The organism is Nocardioides litoris, assembly GCF_006346315.1.
In the GTDB taxonomy this organism is placed as follows: Bacteria; Actinomycetota; Actinomycetes; order Propionibacteriales; family Nocardioidaceae; genus Nocardioides; species Nocardioides litoris.
This window is the reverse complement of sequence record NZ_VDMR01000004.1, coordinates 199,290-216,470: the sequence shown is the minus strand read 5'-3', so window position 1 is coordinate 216,470 and position 17,181 is coordinate 199,290. Positions and strand designations below refer to the sequence as shown.

Sequence of the window (17,181 nt, the reverse complement as noted above, 5' to 3'; positions counted from 1 at the left end):
CAGAGTTGTGAAGATCTCGTCCTGGACCCGGGCCGCGTGGTCTCCAGGCGGCACTCCGTCCCTCCCCGACCACCGTGTGGTCCAGGGTCAGGTGGGCCAGAGACCGAGACGGCGGCCGAGGGACCCGGCGAGCGAGGCGGCGTACACCGAGGTCAGGTGGCTGCGGTCGATGTAGGGGATGACGTCGCCGACGACGGCGGCGCAGCGGTCGCGCCAGCACAGCCAGGGCCGCGGGTCGACGGTGGGGACGCCGAGCGAGCGGGCCGCCCGGACCGAGGCGTCGGCGTCGGCCTCGGCGGCCGGGTCAGGGGCGAAGAGGCAGTCGCCGAGGTCGGCGGCGCCGTCGTCCAGGCAGGCGCCGGGGGCCCGGTCGGCGGTGGGGACGTCGCGCAGCAGCCGCAGCTCGTCGGTCCACGGCGCCAGTCGCGCCAGCGAGGTCGCCCAGGCCTGCTGGAGCAGGGCGGTCCGGGCCGGCGTGCCGGGGGCGACGGCCGTGCCGGCGTCGTCGACGAGGTCGCCGTCGGGGCCGGTGCTGGCGAGCACGGTCACGTCGGGCCGCAGCCGCTCGACCTGGGCGAAGGCCCAGTCGCGGAACGCGGTGCAGTCGGCCCACGGGCCGCCGACGTCGGGTCGGGTGACGGTCACGCTGGCGGCCGTGCACTGCGGCTTGACGAGGTAGTAGGCGCGCAGGCCCGCACGCTGCGCGATCTGGTCGAACGCCGAGATCCACATCTGGGCGTGGCTGTCGCCGATCACCACCAGCGTCCGGTCGGCGGTGACGTCGCCCCGCGGGCACAGCCGCCGCACGTCGGCCGGCGAGTAGCTGCACTCCCCCACCCCGGCGATGCTGGTGGCCAGGTCGAGCCGGCCCGGGCGCAGGGTGCGGGGCACCGGCCGGCCGCGCTCCCCGGCGTACACCGAGGCCTGCACGAGGGCCACGACCGGGTCGGGGCTGACCTCCACCTGGGGGTCCTCGCTGACCCCGGAGCCCTGCAGCGTGAGCGCCGGCCCCTCGCCGTACGACGTGGCGCGGTGGTGGGCGTAGGACCAGCCGAGCGCGCAGGTCAGGGCGAGCACGGAGACCGAGGCCGGGTAGAGCGCCAGGGCACGGAACCGCGGGATGCGCAGGGGGTCGCGCAGCGGGGTCTCGACGAACCGGTGCGTCAGGGCGGCCAGGCCGAGCGCCAGCAGTGCGAGGTCGAGGCGGGCCAGCCAGCCGACGGGCCCGTCGCGGCCCTCGAGCACGACGAGCAGGGGCCAGTGCCACAGGTAGAGCGAGTAGGACCAGTCCCCCACCGCACGCAGCGGGCGCACCCCGAGCAGCCGCTGCGGCCAGGCCGGGTCCGCGACGGCGCCGGGGCCTCGGACGCCCGCGACCAGCACCATGGCGGTGGCCACCACGGGCAGCAGGGCCAGCTCGGCGCGCGCCTGCGCGGACGCGTCGTACGTCGTGAAGGCCATGCCCATGCCGACGAGCCCGGTGAGCGCGAGGAGCCCCCGCGCGCGGACCGAGAGCGGCGCGGAGAGGCGACGCCCGACGATGGCGGCGACGCCACCGGCGCCGAGCTCCCAGGCGCGGGCGGGCGTCGAGAAGTAGGCCGCGACCGGGTCGGCGCGGGTCAGGTGGACGGCGTAGGCGAAGGACGCCGCGACCAGGACGAGCAGGACGACGAGCAGGGCGCGGGTCGGCGAGCCGCGTCGACGGCGCGCCAGCAGCGCCACGCACCCGAGCACGAGGAGCGGCCAGACGACGTAGAACTGCTCCTCGACCGCCAGCGACCAGTAGTGCTGGAGCGGCGAGGTGAGCTGGTCCTGGGCGAAGTAGTCGGTGCCCACCTGGGCGAACCGGACGTTGGCGGCGAAGACCGCCGCCCAGCCCGCGTCGCGGACCACCTCGACCGCCTCGGCCGCCCCGAGCAGGATCGAGCTGAGCGCGACCGTGACGACCACGACGACGGTGGCCGCGGGCAGGATGCGCCGGGCGCGGCGGGCCCAGAACCCGCCCACCGACACCCCACCGGTCTCGCGCACCTCGCTCAGGAGCAGCTGGGTGATGAGGAACCCCGAGACGACGAGGAACACGTCGACCCCGAGGTAGCCGCCCTCGAGGCCCGGCAGCCGGTAGTGCGCGGCCACGACGGCCAGCACCGCGACCGCGCGCAGGCCCTGGACGTCGGGCCGGTAGCGGTCGCGCCGCCGGACCACGGGGTCCGCCCGCGGGTCGGCAGGGTCGGCGGGGTCGGCTGCGACGGCGGGGTCGGCCGTGGCCGATCGGCCCTGCGTCATGCCACCCCTCACTGCCCCGCTGTCCCGGTCGGCCCACGCTACCGAGGGGCGAGGGCGCCCCGTCGCACCTCGTCCGGCGCGTCCCCGCGACCGGTCGGACGACCTCGGCGAAACCCCCGCCGTCCGCGCCCCGGCCTCACTACCCTGGCGCCGTGCTCGACGTGGCGACGCTCCGGGTCGCGTTCGGCGTGGTCGCCGTCGCGGTGCTCGTGCTGTTCTACGTCGCGACGTACCGGACCTCGCACTCGGCCTACAGCGGCTGGTGGTGCGTCTCGCTCGCGCTGTTCATCGCGGGGGCCTCGCTCTACCTCGCCGACGGCACCCGGCTGCAGGTCGTGGCCAACCCGGCCGGCAACGCGCTGACCACGGCGGGAGCCGGGGCGGTCTGGGCGGGCACCCGGTCCCTGCGGGGCCAGCGGGTACGCTGGCGCTGGCTGGTCGGCGTCCCGCTGCTGGTGCTGGCGGTCGCCCTGCTCGACGACCCGGTCGACGACGTGTGGACCGGCGGGCCGTTCTTCCTGCTCTCGATGTCGCTGGCCCTGGCGGCGGCGTCGTGGGAGCTGCGGACCATGGCCGCCGAGCCCGCCGGACGGCGGGCCGAGGACCGCTCGGTGCGCACCGCGGTGGTGGCCATGTCGGTGATGGCCGGGATCCTGGCCGCCTTCTACCTGCTGCGGGCGGCGGCCCTGGCGTTCCTGGGCGCCGAGGACCCGGTGTTCGACGTGGTGCTCGGCAGCCAGAGCACCACGCTGCTCACGATGGTGATGCTGGTCGTCGTCACCTACACGATGTCGATCCTCGGCCACGAGCAGCAGCGCGTGGTGCTGCGCAGCCGTGCCGAGCGCGACGAGCTGACCGGCCTGCTCAACCGGGGCGCGTTCTTCCGGCTGCTCACCGCGGTCCTGGACGACCCGGCGAGCGCCCGGCGGTGCGCGGTGCTGGTCGCCGACCTCGACGGGTTCAAGGCGCTCAACGACAGCGAGGGCCACGCGGCGGGCGACCGGGCGCTGTCGTCCTTCGCCACCACGGTGGCCGCGGCCCTCGACGGCGGGGACGCTGCGGCCCGGCTCGGCGGCGACGAGTTCGCGGTCCTGCTCACTGAGGAGGAGCGCGCGGAGGCGTTCGTCGCCCGGGTCGCCGACGGCCTGCGCTCCGAGCTCGGCCTCGACGGACCCACCGTCAGCTTCGGCGTCGCCGTCGGCTGGACCGGCGCCGACCCCGACGAGCTCGTCCACCGCGCCGACGTCGCGCTCTACCGCGCCAAGACCGAGGGTCGCGACCGCGCCGTCCGCTGGGACGACGGCGAGCCGGGCACCGGCTCCGGTCGCACCCGCGCCACGCGGCGTACCCGGCAGCGCTCCGACTCCCCCGGCCACTGACACCACCCCGAGACACCCCCGGGGTCGCCCCGGGGGTGCGGCCGGGGTGGGGCTCAGCGGTTCCCCCGATGTGCCGGGAGGCGCGGCGGCGCGAGGCTCTCGACCATGATCACCGTCGAGCACCTCACCCGGACCTACGGGTCCCACACCGCCGTGGACGACGTGTCGTTCACGGCCCGACCCGGTCGCGTGACCGGGTTCCTCGGCCCCAACGGGGCCGGCAAGTCCACGACCATGCGCGTCCTCGTCGGGCTCACCCCGGCGACGTCGGGCACCGCCACCGTCCACGGCGTGCGGTTCCGCGACCTGCCCAACCCCGGCCGCGAGGTCGGGGTGCTCCTCGACGCCTCGGCCCAGCACGCCGGCCGCACCGGACGCGAGGTCCTCACCATCGCCCAGCGCACCCTCGGCCTGCCCGCCGACCGCGTCGACGCGATGCTCGAGCGGGTCAGCCTGACCCGCACCGAGGCCGACCGCCGGGTCCGCAACTACTCCCTCGGCATGCGCCAGCGCCTCGGCATCGCCGTCGCCCTCATCGGCGAGCCCGCCTCCCTCGTCCTCGACGAGCCCGCCAACGGCCTCGACCCGGCGGGCATCCGCTGGATGCGCGACCTGCTGCGCGAGTACGCCGACGGCGGCGGCACCGTGCTGCTGTCCTCCCACCTGCTGCACGAGATCGAGGTCGTCGCCGACGACATCGTGGTCATCGGCGGGGGTCGGATCGTCGCCTCCGGCACCAAGGCCGAGCTGCTGGCCGGCTCCGGCACCGTCGTCCGCACCCGCGACCTCGCCGCCCTCGGGGCGGCGCTCGCCGCGGCCGGGGTGGAGGCCCACCCGCTCGACGGCGGCTACCGCGTCGACGCCGACGCCGAGCAGGTCGGGCGCGTCGCGCTCGCCGCCGGCGTCGCCCTGTCCGAGCTCCGGGCCGCCGACGGCGCCGGCCTGGAGGAGATGTTCCTCGAGCTCACCGCCGAGACCCAGCGCGAAGGAGTCGCCGCATGAGCACCACCACCCCCACCCCCGTCCCCACCTCGACCTCCGCCCCGGGGGCGCACGACGCCCCATCGGCCGCACGGCCGGCGTACCCGCCGATCCCGTTCGCGCGGGTCGTCTCGGTCGAGCTGCGCAAGATGTTCGACACCCGCTCGGGCCTGTGGCTGCTGGCCAGCATCGGCTTCCTGTCGCTGCTGGCGACGGCCGCCGTCATCGCCTTCGCCCCCGACAGCGAGCTCACCTACGAGACGTTCGCCTCGGCCGTCGGCATCCCCATGTCGGTGGTCCTGCCGGTCATTGCGATCCTCTCGGTCACCAGCGAGTGGAGCCAGCGCACCGGGCTCGCGACGTTCACCTTCGTCCCGCAGCGCGGGCGGGTCATCAGCGCGAAGCTGGTCTGCGCGGTCGCCGTGGGCGTGGTCTCCATCGCGGTCGCCGCGGCCGTCGGCGCGCTCGGCAACCTCGTCGGCAGCGCGATCGCCGGGGTCGACGCGACCTGGGACGTCTCGGTCACCGAGCTCGGTCTCATCGTGCTGGCCAACGTGCTGGGCCTGCTCGTCGGGTTCATGCTCGGGGTGCTGCTGCGCAGCTCGCCGGCCGCGATCGTGGCCTACTTCGTCTACGGCTTCGTGCTGGCCGGCCTGACCGCCCTGCTCGCCGCGTCCCAGCCGTGGTTCGCCGACCTGCAGCCGTGGGTGGACTTCAACTTCAGCCAGACCTCGCTCTACGACGGCGTGCCGTCGGCCGAGCAGTGGGCCCAGCTCGGCACCTCCGGCCTGCTCTGGCTGGTCCTCCCCCTCGCCGTCGGCCTGCGCATGGTGGTCCGCTCCGAGGTGAAGTAGCCGACGACGACGCTGACCCGCCGTGGATCCACGACGGGTCAGCGTGCGCGTTGTCCTGCACCAGCAGCACGGCGCCCCGACCACCCGCCCAGGCCGACCACGGCGCGCACGGAGCCGGGGCCGCCCCTGGGTCTCGGCGGCCGATGGCCAGGTCGCGGCAGCCGCTGCCAGGCTCCGGCGGCCGCGAGCCCGGGCGGCCGTAGGCGACCATCCGGTCAGCGGGCGGCAGAGCCCTCGGTGTAGTCGGCGTCGGTCTGCTGCCACGAGAAGTGCGAGCGCAGGTCCTTGCCGGTGGCCTCGATCGGGTGGCCGGCCTCCTTCGCGCGCAGCTCGCTGAACTCGGTCGCGCCGGCGTCCTGGTCGGCGATGAAGCGCGAGGCGAAGGTGCCGTCCTGGATCTCGGACAGGACGTCCTTCATCCGGGCCTTGACCGAGTCGTCGATGATCCGCGGGCCGGAGACGTAGTCGCCGTACTCGGCGGTGTCGGAGATGCTCCACCGCTGCTTGGCGATGCCGCCCTCCCACATCAGGTCGACGATGAGCTTGAGCTCGTGCAGGACCTCGAAGTAGGCGATCTCGGGCTGGTAGCCGGCCTCGGTCAGGGTCTCGAAGCCCGCCTGGACCAGGTGCGACATGCCGCCGCAGAGCACGGCCTGCTCGCCGAAGAGGTCGGTCTCGGTCTCCTCGGTGAACGTCGTCTTGATGACGCCCGCCCGGGTGCCGCCGATGGCCTTGGCGTAGGACTTCGCGAGGTCCCAGGCCGTGCCGCTGGCGTCCTGCTCGACGGCGATGATGTCGGGGATGCCGCGCCCGGCCTCGTACTCGCGGCGCACGGTGTGGCCGGGCGCCTTCGGGGCGACGAGCACGACGTCGACGCCGGCGGGGGCCTTGATGTAGCCGAAGCGGATGTTGAAGCCGTGGCCGAAGACCAGGGTGTCGCCCTCGGCGAGGTGGGGCTCGATCGACTCGGCGTACACGTGGCGCTGCACCTGGTCGGGGGTCAGGATGACGACGACGTCGGACTCCTCGACGGCCTCGGCGACGGGCAGCACGCGCAGGCCCGCCTCCTCGGCCTTGGCCTTGCTGCGCGAGCCCTCGGCGAGGCCGACCCGCACGTCGACGCCCGAGTCGCGCAGGTTGAGCGCGTGGGCGTGCCCCTGCGAGCCGTAGCCGATGACGGCCACGTTCTTGCCCTGGACAAGCGACAGGTCGGCGTCGTCGTCGTAGTAGATCTCAGCCACGGGTTCTCTTTCTGTTGGGTGTGCAGGAGGGGGTGGGTCGGGTCAGCCCGCGACGGGCGCAGGCGGGACCGGGATCGAGACCGGGCGCAGCGAGCGCTCGGAGATCGAGCGGGAGCCGCGGCCGATCGCGACCTGGCCGGACTGGACGAGCTCGCGGATGCCGAAGGGCTGCAGCACGGCCAGGAAGTCGGCGATCTTGCCGGCGTTGCCGGTGATCTGGATGGTCACGGCGTCGGGCGCGACGTCGATGACCTTGGCCCGGAACAGCTGCACGGTGTCGAGCACCTGGCCGCGGGTCTCGGTCGACGCGGCGACCTTGACGAGCACGAGCTCGCGGTTGACCGAGGCCACCGGGTCGAGCTCGACGATCTTGATGACCTCGACCAGCTTGTTGAGCTGCTTGGTGACCTGCTCGAGCGGGATGCCGGAGACGGCGACCACGATGGTCATCCGCGAGATCTCCGGGTGCTCGGTCGGGCCGACCGCGAGGGACTCGATGTTGAACCCGCGGCGGCTGAACAGGCCGGCGATGCGGGCGAGCACACCGGGCTTGTCCTCGACGAGGACCGACAGGGTGTGACGGCTGGTCTGGCTCATCGGGGTCCTCTCAGAGGTCCTGGTCGTCCCACTCGGGGGCCAGGTCGCGGGCGTACTTGATCTCGTCGTTGCTGGTGCCGGCGGCCACCATCGGCCACACCATCGCGTCGCGGTGGACGCGGAAGTCGACCACGACCGGCACGTCGTCGACCTCCATCGCCTTGCGGATGGTGGCGTCGACGTCACCCGGCGACTCGCAGGCCAGGCCCACGCAGCCGTAGGCGTCGGCCAGCTTGACGAAGTCGGGGATGCGCTTGGAGTGCAGGTCGGTGTTGGAGTAGCGCTCGTTGTAGAACAACGTCTGCCACTGCCGCACCATGCCGAGCGACTCGTTGTTGATGATCGCGACCTTGATCGGGATGTCGTTGATCGCGCAGGTGGCGAGCTCCTGGTTGGTCATCTGGAAGCAGCCGTCGCCGTCGACCGCCCACACCGTGGTGTCGGGCATGCCGACCTTGGCGCCCATGGCCGAGGGGACGGCGTACCCCATCGTGCCGAGGCCGCCGGAGTTGATCCAGGTGCGCGGCCGCTCGTACTTCACGTAGTGCGCGGCCCACATCTGGTGCTGGCCGACCCCGGCGCAGTAGATCGACTCGGGCCCGGCGATCGCGCCGAGGCGCTCGAGGACGTACTGCGGGGCGAGGCCGCCGTCGACGGGCGCGTCGTAGCCGAGCGGGTAGCGCGACTTGAGGTCGGCCAGGTAGGCCACCCAGCCCTCGTAGTCGCCGGTGTGGCCGGCGTCGGAGGCCTCGCGCAGGGCCGCGGTCAGCTCGACGAGCACCTCGCGGACGTCGCCCACGATCGGGACGTCGGCGTGGCGGTTCTTGCCGATCTCGGCCGGGTCGATGTCGGCGTGGATGACCTTGGCGCCGGGGGCGAAGGAGTCGAGGTTGCCGGTGACGCGGTCGTCGAACCGGGCCCCCAGGCTGATGATGAGGTCGCTCCTCTGCAGGCCCGCGACCGCGGCCACGGTGCCGTGCATGCCCGGCATGCCCAGGTGCTGCGGGTGGCTGTCGGGGAACGCGCCCAGCGCCATCAGCGTGGTCACGACCGGCATGCCGGTGAGCTCGGCCAGGGCCAGCAGCTCGCGCGAGGCGCCGGAGCGGATCGTGCCGCCGCCGACGTACAGCACGGGCTTGCGGGCCTCGAGGACGAGCCGGGTGGCCTCGCGGATCTGCTTGGCGTGCGGGCGGGTCACCGGGCGGTAGCCGGGCAGCTGCAGCTCGGTCGGCCACCGGAAGGTGGTCATCGCCTGCTGGGCCGACTTGGCGATGTCGACGAGGACGGGGCCCGGGCGACCGGTCGAGGCGATGTGGAAGGCCTCGGCGATGGTGCGCGGGATGTCGTCGGGGTCGGTGACGAGGTAGTTGTGCTTGGTGATCGGCATCGAGATGCCGCGGATGTCGGCCTCCTGGAAGGCGTCGGTGCCGATCATCGCCGCCGAGACCTGGCCGGTGACCGCGACCAGCGGCACCGAGTCCATGTGGGCGTCGGCCAGCGGCGTCACGAGGTTGGTCGCGCCGGGCCCGGACGTCGCCATGCAGACCCCGACCTTGCCGGTCGCCGCGGCGTACCCCTGGGCGGCGTGGCCCGCACCCTGCTCGTGGCGCACCAGGATGTGCCGGATCGAGGAGTCCATGAGGGGGTCGTAGGACGGCAGGATCGTCCCGCCCGGGATGCCGAAGATCGTCTCGGCGCCTGCGGCCTCCAAGGACCTGACCAGGCTCTGCGCGCCGGTGATGCTGCCGGAACCGTGGGTGCTGCCGGTGCTGCTGTCGGTGCTCATCTGTCCTCGTCCTCCGTGGTTCCCTCGTCCGTCCTCGTGGCAACAAAAAACCCCTCGGCCGTCGGGCTACGAGGGGTGACGCGCTCGGCTGGGGTCAGCCGGCGCGTCGTACGCGTACGAGGAGGTGCTCACGCATGGCACCACCGTAGCCGCCCGTCCCTCGGACCCGCAGACGAGTGTGGCACGGTCCCACATCGTGGGATGACGGTCCCAGCATGTGGCTGGTCGGCAGTTTCTCCAGTTAAGCGGAGAAACTGCCACTTCTGGTGGGGAACTTCCCCCCAGGAGTGGGAGATCCTCCGGTTAACCGGAGATTCTGCCCGGTGGGGGCGATCAGTCCCGGCCGCGCCAGGTCGTGATGCAGGCCCGGTTGCCCTGGGCGTCGGCGAGGACCCAGAAGGCGGGAGCGCGGGCGTCGCTGACCAGGGTGCCGCCGGCCGCGATGGCGCGGCAGACACGGTCCTCGGCGACCTCGGGCGGCACGCGGAGGTCGAGGTGCCAGCGCTGCCGTGGTGGCTCGTGCGGGTCGGTGGCCTGGGGCCAGATCGTCGGCATGGTGCCGTCGGGGTCGCGGACCTCCCCGCCGGTGCCGTCGTAGAAGGGGTCGGGCTCGAAGTCGAGGACGGCCTGCCAGAACGCGCGGACCTCGTCCCAGTCGGGGGTGTCGATGGCCAGCTCCAGGACGCTCACCCGCTCTGGGCGCGCGGTCGCGCCCAAGCGTTCCGCGGCCGCGCTGACCTCGCGGGCGAGCTCGACGTCACGCCGGGTCACCCCGCCGACGTCCGGGCTGTGCAGGCGTACGTCGACGCGGTCGTGGGCGAGGTCGACCTCCGGGCGGTGGGCGGTGCCGTCGGCCAGGTCGGCGACCGCCTGGACCAGCCGGGCCCCCGCCGCGAGGTCGGCGGTCTCGAAGCGGGCGTGCAGGCGGTAGAACATGATCCGCCAGTCGGGCAGCCCCGCCGCCTCGACGTCGTGGCCGTCGAGCCGCCGGTCGACCTCAGGCGCCGTCAAGCGTCGTCACCGACGGGGACCTGCTCGGTCGTGCCGATCACGGTGCACACGCAGGCCTGGTTGCCGTGGGCGTCGGCCAGCACCCAGAAGCTCGGCGCCCGGTCGTCGCTGACCAGGGTGCCGCCGGCGGCGAGGGCCTCCTGGACCCGCTGCTCGGCGACCTCGGGGGCGGCGTACACGTCGAGGTGCCAGCGCTGCTGGACCTCGCCGCGGGCCTCGGGGGCCTGCTGGAACCACACGCCGAGCCCGTCGTCGCCGGGGCTCAGGTCGTCGTCGCGGACCTCGCGGCCGAGGACGGCGGCCCAGAAGGGCGCGACCTCGGTGTGGTCGGGGGTGTCGAGCGCGAGCTCGACCGGCCGGAGGGCGCCGGGCCGGGCCTCGGCGACGCCGTCGGCGAGCCGGCTGATCTCGCGGGCCAGGCGCACGTCGCGCATGGTCACGCCGCCGACGTCGTGGCTGCTCAGCCGCACGCCGACGTAGGGGTAGCGCAGGTCGACGTCGGGGTGGTGGTCGGCCTCCTCGGCCGCGGCCGCGATCGACTGCACGAGCCTGAGCCCGGTCGCGAAGTCACCCGTGGCGAAGCGGGCGTGCAGCGCGCCCAGCATGTAGCGCCAGTCCTCGAGCAGCTCGCCCGCGACCTCGGCGGGGCCGATGGTCTTCCGGTCGTCGTTCATGGCAGCACCTTCCGTCCGATGTCCTGGGGGTTCCAGGCGATCTCCCAGCGATGTCCGTCGGGGTCGGCGAAGTACCCCGTGTAGCCGCCCCAGGCCCGCTCCTCGGCGTCCGAGACGACCGCGGCCCCCGCGGCGCGCGCCTGGGCGAGGGCCGCGTCGACCTCCTCGCGCGTCGCGACGTTGTGGGCCAGGGTGAACGGCGCGGCGCCCGGACCGGCGGCGACCTCGCCGACCTCGGCCTCGAAGGCGGCGCGGTCCCACAACGACAGCACGACGTGCGCGCCGACCTGGACCATGCTCACGTCGCCCGGCACGTGCACGTCCTCGGTCCAGCCGAGCCCGTCGAGGTAGAACCGGCGGGTGGCCTCGAGGTCGCGCACGGCGAGCGTGACGAAGCTGATCCGCTGGTCCACGCTCGCGACCCTGCCAGAGCGCGGCCCCCCGGTCACCCCTCGTCGGGGGGACGACGGTCCCCACGCGCGGGCTCGGGGTGGCAGGCTGGCCGGGTGGACCTCGCACACGACGGCATCGACCCCACGGCCCCTCCCAGCGGGCCCGGATGCGCGGACTGCGACGCCGCGGGCGGGTGGTGGGTGCACCTGCGCCGGTGCGCCCAGTGCGGGCACGTCGGGTGCTGCGACTCCTCCCCCGCCCAGCACGCCTCGGCGCACCACCGGGCGACCGGCCACCCGGTGATGCAGAGCTACGAGCCCGGTGAGGACTGGTTCTGGGACTTCACCACCGGCGAGGACGCCGACGTGCCCGAGGGTCTCGAGCTCGCCCCGCCGACGGCGCACCCCGAGGACCAGCCGGCGCCCGGGCCCCGCGGCCGGGTGCCGCTCGACTGGCGCTCGCGGATGAACGGCTGACCGGGCCGGTCGGGTCTAGCGGCCGGACGACTTGCGCCACGCGCTGAACGACCGCACCGACGCCGTCCGCGGCCGCACCAACCAGGGCCAGGGGTGCACCTCGACGACGTCGAGCTGCTCGCGGTGGCGGCCCCACCCCGGCACCGGCGCGTACGTCGACGCGAGCGGACGGCCGGCCAGCTCGGTGGCGACGGCCCCCCGGCGCACCTCGACGTCACGCTCGGCCGCGAGGTCGCCGAGGCACTCGGCCAGGAACACCAGCCGCTTGCCCGAGAGCTCCAGGCGCCGCAGCAGCGGATCGTCGAAGCAGAAGACGGCAGGTCGGTCGGGGTCGGCGGCCAGCGCGGGGTCGCCGGTGCCGAGCGACTCGGCGGTCAGCCACACGACCTCGCCGCCGGAGCCCTCGACCTCGTCGGGGCCGCCGGGCACGGGCGCCTTGCCGAGGTCGGGCTGGTCGTCGAGCCACGGGCCGGGCTCGGCCTCCGGCCAGTCCTGGATCGGGCAGGCGTCGCGGAGCGCGCAGCCCTGGCACAGCGCGGGGGCACGCTTCTCGACCTGCCAGCGGCTGAACCCGTAGGGCTTGCCGCTGCCCGTGCCGATCGTCCACTGCCAGCCGAGGCGGTTGGCCGCGCGGGAGCCGTCGAGCAGGTGCGCGAACATCGCGTCCTCGCCCGCCCGCCACTGCCCGCCGGCGCGCACCGACCACTGCGAGGCCAGCCACATCCGCGTCTGGTTGACCAGCCACCCGTCCTCGGTGAGCGAGGTGACCAGGAAGTCGTTGCAGGCCATGTCGCGGCGCAGCGGCTCGGGCCACGGCTCCGGGCGCGGCTGCTCGCGGCGCAGCGACCAGCCGAGCGCCGTACCGGTGCGGGCGTAGAGGTGGCGCGCGTACTCCTGCCAGAGCAGCTCGTCGCGGTAGCGCTTCTTGTCGCCGCCCGGCGCGTCGGCCACCGCGTCCCAGACCTCGGGCAGGGTCAGCAGCCCGTGCCGGATGTACGGCGACATGCGGGTCGCCCCGCGCCGCGACTCGGGCAGCACGGTGCTGCGGGAGCGGGCGTAGCCGCCGATGTCAAGCCCGGCCAGCGCGGCGTCGGCCGCGGCCTGTCCGCCGCGCACCACGCCGGGACGCACGCCGTCGGCGCCCTCGCGGGCCAGGTCGCCCAGGTGCTCGCGCACCCAGGCCACGACGTCGTCGGCGCTCGCGCCGCTGCTCGGGGCCGGCGGGGCGGGGAGGACGGGCACCACTCCAGCGTCGCAGGCGGGGGGCCACCCCTCCGGGCGTCCGCACCGCCGCCGACGTGGCGCCCGGTGGTCGAGGAGGTTGCTCTGGCCACCGTCTCGAGATCGCGCAACCGCGACCGACCCCTTGCTCGACCACCGTGCAGCGCCGCCGGGCCCCACGGTGGTCGAGGAGATTGCGCTGGCAACCGTCTCGAGACCGCACGGCCGCAACCGATCAGGCCAGGCGACCGAGGCCAGCACGGTGCAGCGGCACGGCCGAACCAGACGGTGGTCGAGGAGGTTGCGCCGGCAACCGTCTCGAGACCGCACGACCGCAACCGATCAGGCCAGGCGACCGAGGCCAGCACGGTGCAGCGACACGGCCGAACCACACGGTGGTCGAGGAGGTTGCGCAGGCAACCGTCTCGAGACCACACGACCGCAGCCGATCAGGCCAGGCGACCGAGGCCAGTCAGTGGCCTCGAGCCAGGCGCCAGGGCGCCTCCCTCGACCACCAAGGACTCCCCCAAGACGCCCCCTCCGACCACCGTGGGCTCCCCGGCCCCCCTCGACCACCGTGGCCTCCCCAGGACGCCCCTCGACCACCGTGATGTCAGTCGAGGACCTGGGTGACCTCGGCGAGGTCGCCCTCGACGACGACCCGGGTGGAGGCGCCGGTCACCAGCGGCATCCAGGGCTGGGTGTGGCCGATGTCGGCGCCGAGGACGAGGGGGACGTCGAGGCCGCCGAGGGCGTCGAGGACGGCCTCGCGCTGGCTCATCCGGTCGTCGTCGGGGGCGGGGGTGCGGCCGACGAGCACGGCGGCCGCCTCGTCGAACCACCCCGCGAGCCGCAGGGAGTGCAGCGCCCGGCAGGCGGTGAACGGGTCGGCCTCGGCGACCTCCAGGAAGACGATGGTGCCCTCACCGGCGGCCTCCGTGCGCGCCCACCGGGGCACGTCACCCCACGGCGTCGGGGCCAGGGTCGAGACGATCTCGACACACCCGCCGACCAGTCGGCCGGTGACGTCGAGCCCGCCGCCGCCGACCACCTCCCAGCGGCCCGGCTCGTCCAGGGTCAGCCGGTCGACGGCGGGCTGCGCCTCCCAGTCGTCCCAGGACCCGACACGGGTGCGGCCGGGGCTGCGCTGGGTGAACGGGCCGGGCCCGGACACCAGCTCGGTCCAGTGCCGGAGCCCCTCGGGCTGGCGGTAGGCGGTGTCCATGAGGTTGGTGCCGTGGACGGTGGCCCAACCGAGCCGGGTGGTGAAGGGCAGCAGGAGGGTGCAGAGGTCGGAGTAGCCGACCAGCCAGGTCGGCTCGAGCCCGGCCAGCTCGTCCCAGTCGAGCTGGTCGAGGAGGTCGACGGCCAGCTCGCCGCCCCACGGCGGCACGACGGCCCGCACCGACGGGTCACGCAGCATGGCCGTGAGCTCGGCCGCGCGCTGCTCCTTCGGCGCCGAGACGACCCGCTCCCCGCCCAGGCAGTCACCCACCCACACCTCGAAGCCGCGCTCGCGCAGCCAGGTGACGTTGTGGTCGAGCCGGGCCCGCAGCGGGCCGGGCACGCCGCTGGAGGACGCGGTGACGCCGACCGTGTCGCCGGGACGGAGCGGGGCGGGGTAGCGGAGCACCCGCTCACCCTGCCACGCCGCCGACCGGCAGCGGTCAGGCCTTGCGCGCGACCGTGGCCAGCGTCTCGGGCGCCCGCAGCCACGGCCCGACGGCGAGCAGGCTGACCAGCGCGGTCAGCCCGAACGCCCACCCGAACCCCGCCTGGTCGGCCACGACCCCCACCAGCACCGGCCCGAGGATCGCGCCCGCGTCCTGCGCCATCTGGAACGTGCTCAGCACGGTGCCACCACCGCGCTCGGACCCGATGACGTCGGCCACGGTGGCCTGCTGGCCGGGGTTGACCAGGCCGGCGCCGACCCCGCTGAACGCCGACAGCGCGAGCAGCACCACCAGGTCACCGCTCAGCCCGACCAGCCCCAGCCCGGCCGCGGTGACGACCAGGCCGACCAGCACCAGCGGCCGCCGCCCGACCGAGTCGGCGACCCGGCCCGCGACCTGCAGGGTCGCGGCGGTCCCGGCCGCCGCCAGCGCGAGGGCGACGCCCGCGACCCAGGTGTCGTCGTGCACGACCACGGCGTACTGCGGCAGCACCGCGACCCGCACCCCGAAGTTGCACCAGCCGTTGGCGAAGGCCGAGGCCAGGCACGCCTGGTACGCCGGCAGCGCGAGCGCCTCGCCCAGCCGCATCGGCGGGGGCGGCGGGCCCGTGGTCACCGGGCGCAGCTGCGCGCCGGTCAGGCGCAGAGCGACGACCGCGGCCGCGACGACCAGCGCGACGGCGTACGCCACGAAGGGCAGGCGCAGGCCGAACCCGGCCAGCGCGCCGCCCAGCACCGGGCCCAGCATGCCGCCGACCAGGAACGAGCTGGCGTAGGCCGACGACACCCGCCCGCGGATCTCCGGCGGCGCGAGCCGCACCAGCAGGGCCATGGCCGAGACGGTGAACATCGTCGACCCGATGCCGCCGAGCCCCCGCAGCACCAGCAGCTGGACGTAGGACTGCGCGAACGCCGTGGCCAGCGACGACGCGGCCACCACGAGCAGCCCGGTCAGGTAGACCGGTCGCTCCCCGAGCCGGGTGACCAGCGCGCCGCCGGCGGGCGCGAAGACGAGCCGGAAGAGCGCGAAGATCGACACCACGAACGACGCCGCCGCGACCCCGACGTCGAAGCTCCGCGCGTACGCCGGCAGCACCGGCGAGACCAGGCCGAAGCCGATCGCGATGACGAAGGCAGAGGCGACGAGGACCTTGAGCTCGGCCGGGACCGCGGGCCGGTCGGGACGGTCGGGGCGAGCGTTCAGCGCAGGCCGTCCAGCACGTCGCGCACGGTGCGCAGGCCCCGCTCGACCTCGTCGTACGACGTCGACAGCGGCGAGAGGCCGAGCCGGAGCCCGTGGGGGTCGCGGTAGTCGGGGACGACGTCGCGGCGCCAGAGCTCGGCGGTGACCTCGCGCATCAGCGGGTGGGAGAGGGTGACGTGCCCGCCGCGCCGGGCGGGGTCGGCGGGGCTGGCCAGGGCGACGTCGGGCAAGAGGTCGGCGGCGAGCTCGACGGCGTGCTCGGTGAGCCCGACCGACTTGGCCCGCACCGCGCCGATGCCGACCTCGTCGACCAGCGCGAGCATGTCCTGCAGGGCCAGCATGCCGACGACCGGCGGGGTGCCCGACAGCATCCGTCGTACGCCGGGGGCCGGGGCGTAGGTCGGGCCCATGAGGAACGGGTCCTGCGCGCCCATCCACCCCTGCACCGGCTGCTCGACCACGTCGAGGTGGCGGGCGGCGACGTAGACGAAGGCGGGCGAGCCGGGCCCGCCGTTGAGGTACTTGTAGGTGCAGCCGACGGCCAGGTCGGCGCCCCACGCGTCGAGCTCGACCGGCACGGACCCGACCGAGTGGGAGAGGTCCCAGAGCACCAGCGCGCCGGCGTCGTGGGCGATCCGGGTGAGCTCGGCGCCGTCGGCCAGCCAGGCCGAGCGGTAGGCGACGTGGCTGAGCACGACGAGCGCGGTCTGCTCCCCCACGACCTCGGCCAGCTGCTCGGCGGTCACGCCCGCGGTGGTGTCGACGTCGATCCAGCGCAGGGTCATCCCGCACTCCCGGGCGACCCCGTCGGCGACGTACCGGTCGGTGGGGAAGTTGTCGCGGTCGACCACGAGCTCCGTGCGCGCCGGGTCGGCGGCCTGGAGCGCGACGGCGGCCCGCATCGCCTTGTAGAGGAGCACGGTGGTCGAGTCGCCCACCACGACCTGGCCGGCCGCGGCGCCGAGGCACACCCGGCCGATCTCGTCACCGACGACCTCGGGCAGCTCGAACCACGACTCGTCCCAGCCCCGGATCAGCCGGCCGCCCCACTCCTCGACCACGAACGTGGCCAGCCGGTCGGCCGTCGTGCGCAGCGGCCGGCCGAGCGAGTTGCCGTCGAGGTAGACCAGCGACGAGGCGCTGCCGACGAACCGCACCCGGTACGGCGCCAGCGGGTCCTGCGCGTCGAGGTCGGCGGACGAGGTGGGCACGGTCGTGAGCCTAGGTGGCACGGCCGTCGCGCCGGCGCCACCCCACGGTGGTCGAGGCGGTTCCGCTGGGAACCGCCACAGACGGTGGTCGAGGAGGTTCCGCTGGGAACCGTCACAGACGGTGGTCGAGGAGGTTCCGCTAGGAACCGTCTCGAGACCACATCGCCGCAGTCGGCACGTGGTGTCGCTGCGGTG

Annotated in this window: 15 protein-coding genes; 4 read left to right on the top strand and 11 right to left on the bottom strand. The window is 74.5% G+C overall.

The window, feature by feature from the left end; all coding sequences use genetic code 11:
- Positions 1 to 87: 87 nt before the first annotated feature.
- Complete coding sequence (locus tag FJQ57_RS15165; protein ID WP_139981740.1) at positions 88 to 2,286, bottom strand: acyltransferase family protein; 2,199 nt, start codon at positions 2,284 to 2,286, stop codon at positions 88 to 90.
- A 152-nt stretch (positions 2,287 to 2,438) separates the two neighbouring features.
- Here FJQ57_RS15165 and FJQ57_RS15160 point away from each other — a divergent pair, with 152 nt between their 5' ends.
- The 3 genes from FJQ57_RS15160 to FJQ57_RS15150 all read left to right on the top strand — a co-directional run bounded on the left by FJQ57_RS15160 (position 2,439) and on the right by FJQ57_RS15150 (position 5,500).
- A complete protein-coding gene (locus tag FJQ57_RS15160; RefSeq protein WP_139981738.1) occupies positions 2,439 to 3,665 on the top strand; it encodes a GGDEF domain-containing protein in 1,227 nt (408 codons plus the stop codon).
- Between the two features lie 105 nt (positions 3,666 to 3,770).
- Positions 3,771 to 4,667 (top strand): ABC transporter ATP-binding protein, encoded by an 897-nt coding sequence (locus FJQ57_RS15155; protein ID WP_139981736.1) that lies wholly within the window; start codon positions 3,771 to 3,773, stop codon positions 4,665 to 4,667.
- The gene (locus FJQ57_RS15150; RefSeq protein WP_139981734.1) at positions 4,664 to 5,500 is read left to right on the top strand and encodes an ABC transporter permease subunit; all 837 of its coding nucleotides are present in this window, start codon (positions 4,664 to 4,666) and stop codon (positions 5,498 to 5,500) included. The genes FJQ57_RS15155 and FJQ57_RS15150 overlap by 4 nt, the downstream gene beginning before the upstream one ends.
- Before the next feature lie 215 nt (positions 5,501 to 5,715).
- Here the strand turns inward: FJQ57_RS15150 and ilvC are convergent, their stop codons facing one another.
- The 6 genes from ilvC to FJQ57_RS15120 all read right to left on the bottom strand — a co-directional run bounded on the left by ilvC (position 5,716) and on the right by FJQ57_RS15120 (position 11,222).
- Positions 5,716 to 6,741: a ketol-acid reductoisomerase gene (ilvC, locus tag FJQ57_RS15145; protein ID WP_139981732.1), complete on the bottom strand. Its 1,026-nt coding sequence runs from the start codon at positions 6,739 to 6,741 to the stop codon at positions 5,716 to 5,718.
- Positions 6,742 to 6,783: 42 nt separating this feature from the next.
- Complete coding sequence (ilvN, locus tag FJQ57_RS15140) at positions 6,784 to 7,338, bottom strand: acetolactate synthase small subunit (protein ID WP_139981730.1); 555 nt, start codon at positions 7,336 to 7,338, stop codon at positions 6,784 to 6,786.
- A gap of 10 nt (positions 7,339 to 7,348) precedes the next feature.
- Complete coding sequence (locus FJQ57_RS15135; protein ID WP_139981728.1) at positions 7,349 to 9,124, bottom strand: acetolactate synthase large subunit; 1,776 nt, start codon at positions 9,122 to 9,124, stop codon at positions 7,349 to 7,351.
- Positions 9,125 to 9,457: 333 nt separating this feature from the next.
- Positions 9,458 to 10,135, bottom strand: coding sequence for a VOC family protein (locus FJQ57_RS15130; RefSeq protein ID WP_211348953.1), 678 nt, complete (start codon positions 10,133 to 10,135; stop codon positions 9,458 to 9,460).
- Positions 10,132 to 10,809 carry a VOC family protein gene (locus FJQ57_RS15125; protein WP_139981726.1) on the bottom strand — a complete coding sequence of 226 codons (678 nt, stop codon included), beginning with the start codon at positions 10,807 to 10,809 and terminating at the stop codon, positions 10,132 to 10,134. The genes FJQ57_RS15130 and FJQ57_RS15125 overlap by 4 nt, the downstream gene beginning before the upstream one ends.
- A complete protein-coding gene (locus FJQ57_RS15120; RefSeq protein ID WP_139981724.1) occupies positions 10,806 to 11,222 on the bottom strand; it encodes a VOC family protein in 417 nt (138 codons plus the stop codon). The genes FJQ57_RS15125 and FJQ57_RS15120 overlap by 4 nt, the downstream gene beginning before the upstream one ends.
- 93 nt (positions 11,223 to 11,315) lie before the next feature.
- Here FJQ57_RS15120 and FJQ57_RS15115 point away from each other — a divergent pair, with 93 nt between their 5' ends.
- On the top strand, positions 11,316 to 11,678 hold the full coding sequence (locus tag FJQ57_RS15115) for a UBP-type zinc finger domain-containing protein (RefSeq protein ID WP_139981722.1): 363 nt from the start codon (positions 11,316 to 11,318) through the stop codon (positions 11,676 to 11,678).
- Positions 11,679 to 11,693: 15 nt separating this feature from the next.
- Here FJQ57_RS15115 and FJQ57_RS15110 read toward each other — a convergent pair whose 3' ends face one another.
- From FJQ57_RS15110 to FJQ57_RS15095, 4 genes are all read right to left on the bottom strand, one after another.
- Entirely contained in the window at positions 11,694 to 12,920 is a 1,227-nt protein-coding gene (locus FJQ57_RS15110) for an FAD-binding domain-containing protein (RefSeq protein WP_139981720.1), read from the bottom strand.
- Positions 12,921 to 13,512: 592 nt separating this feature from the next.
- Complete coding sequence (locus tag FJQ57_RS15105; RefSeq protein WP_139981718.1) at positions 13,513 to 14,532, bottom strand: S66 family peptidase; 1,020 nt, start codon at positions 14,530 to 14,532, stop codon at positions 13,513 to 13,515.
- 34 nt (positions 14,533 to 14,566) lie between these two features.
- Positions 14,567 to 15,775, bottom strand: a complete 1,209-nt coding sequence (locus tag FJQ57_RS15100) for an MFS transporter (protein WP_139982161.1) — start codon at positions 15,773 to 15,775, stop codon at positions 14,567 to 14,569.
- Positions 15,772 to 16,986, bottom strand: coding sequence for a kynureninase (locus FJQ57_RS15095; RefSeq protein ID WP_246081836.1), 1,215 nt, complete (start codon positions 16,984 to 16,986; stop codon positions 15,772 to 15,774). Before FJQ57_RS15095 ends, FJQ57_RS15100 begins: the two co-directional genes overlap by 4 nt.
- Between the last annotated feature and the right edge of the window lie 195 nt (positions 16,987 to 17,181).

Excerpts from the sequence above, each read along its gene's own strand:
- FJQ57_RS15165 (WP_139981740.1), bottom strand. The coding sequence starts at position 2,286 with ATGACGCAGGGCCGATCGGCCACGGCCGACCCCGCCGTCGCAGCCGAC.
- FJQ57_RS15155 (WP_139981736.1), top strand. The coding sequence starts at position 3,771 with ATGATCACCGTCGAGCACCTCACCCGGACCTACGGGTCCCACACCGCC.
- FJQ57_RS15150 (WP_139981734.1), top strand. The coding sequence starts at position 4,664 with ATGAGCACCACCACCCCCACCCCCGTCCCCACCTCGACCTCCGCCCCG.
- ilvN (WP_139981730.1), bottom strand. The coding sequence starts at position 7,338 with ATGAGCCAGACCAGCCGTCACACCCTGTCGGTCCTCGTCGAGGACAAG.
- FJQ57_RS15135 (WP_139981728.1), bottom strand. The coding sequence starts at position 9,124 with ATGAGCACCGACAGCAGCACCGGCAGCACCCACGGTTCCGGCAGCATC.
- FJQ57_RS15125 (WP_139981726.1), bottom strand. The coding sequence starts at position 10,809 with ATGAACGACGACCGGAAGACCATCGGCCCCGCCGAGGTCGCGGGCGAG.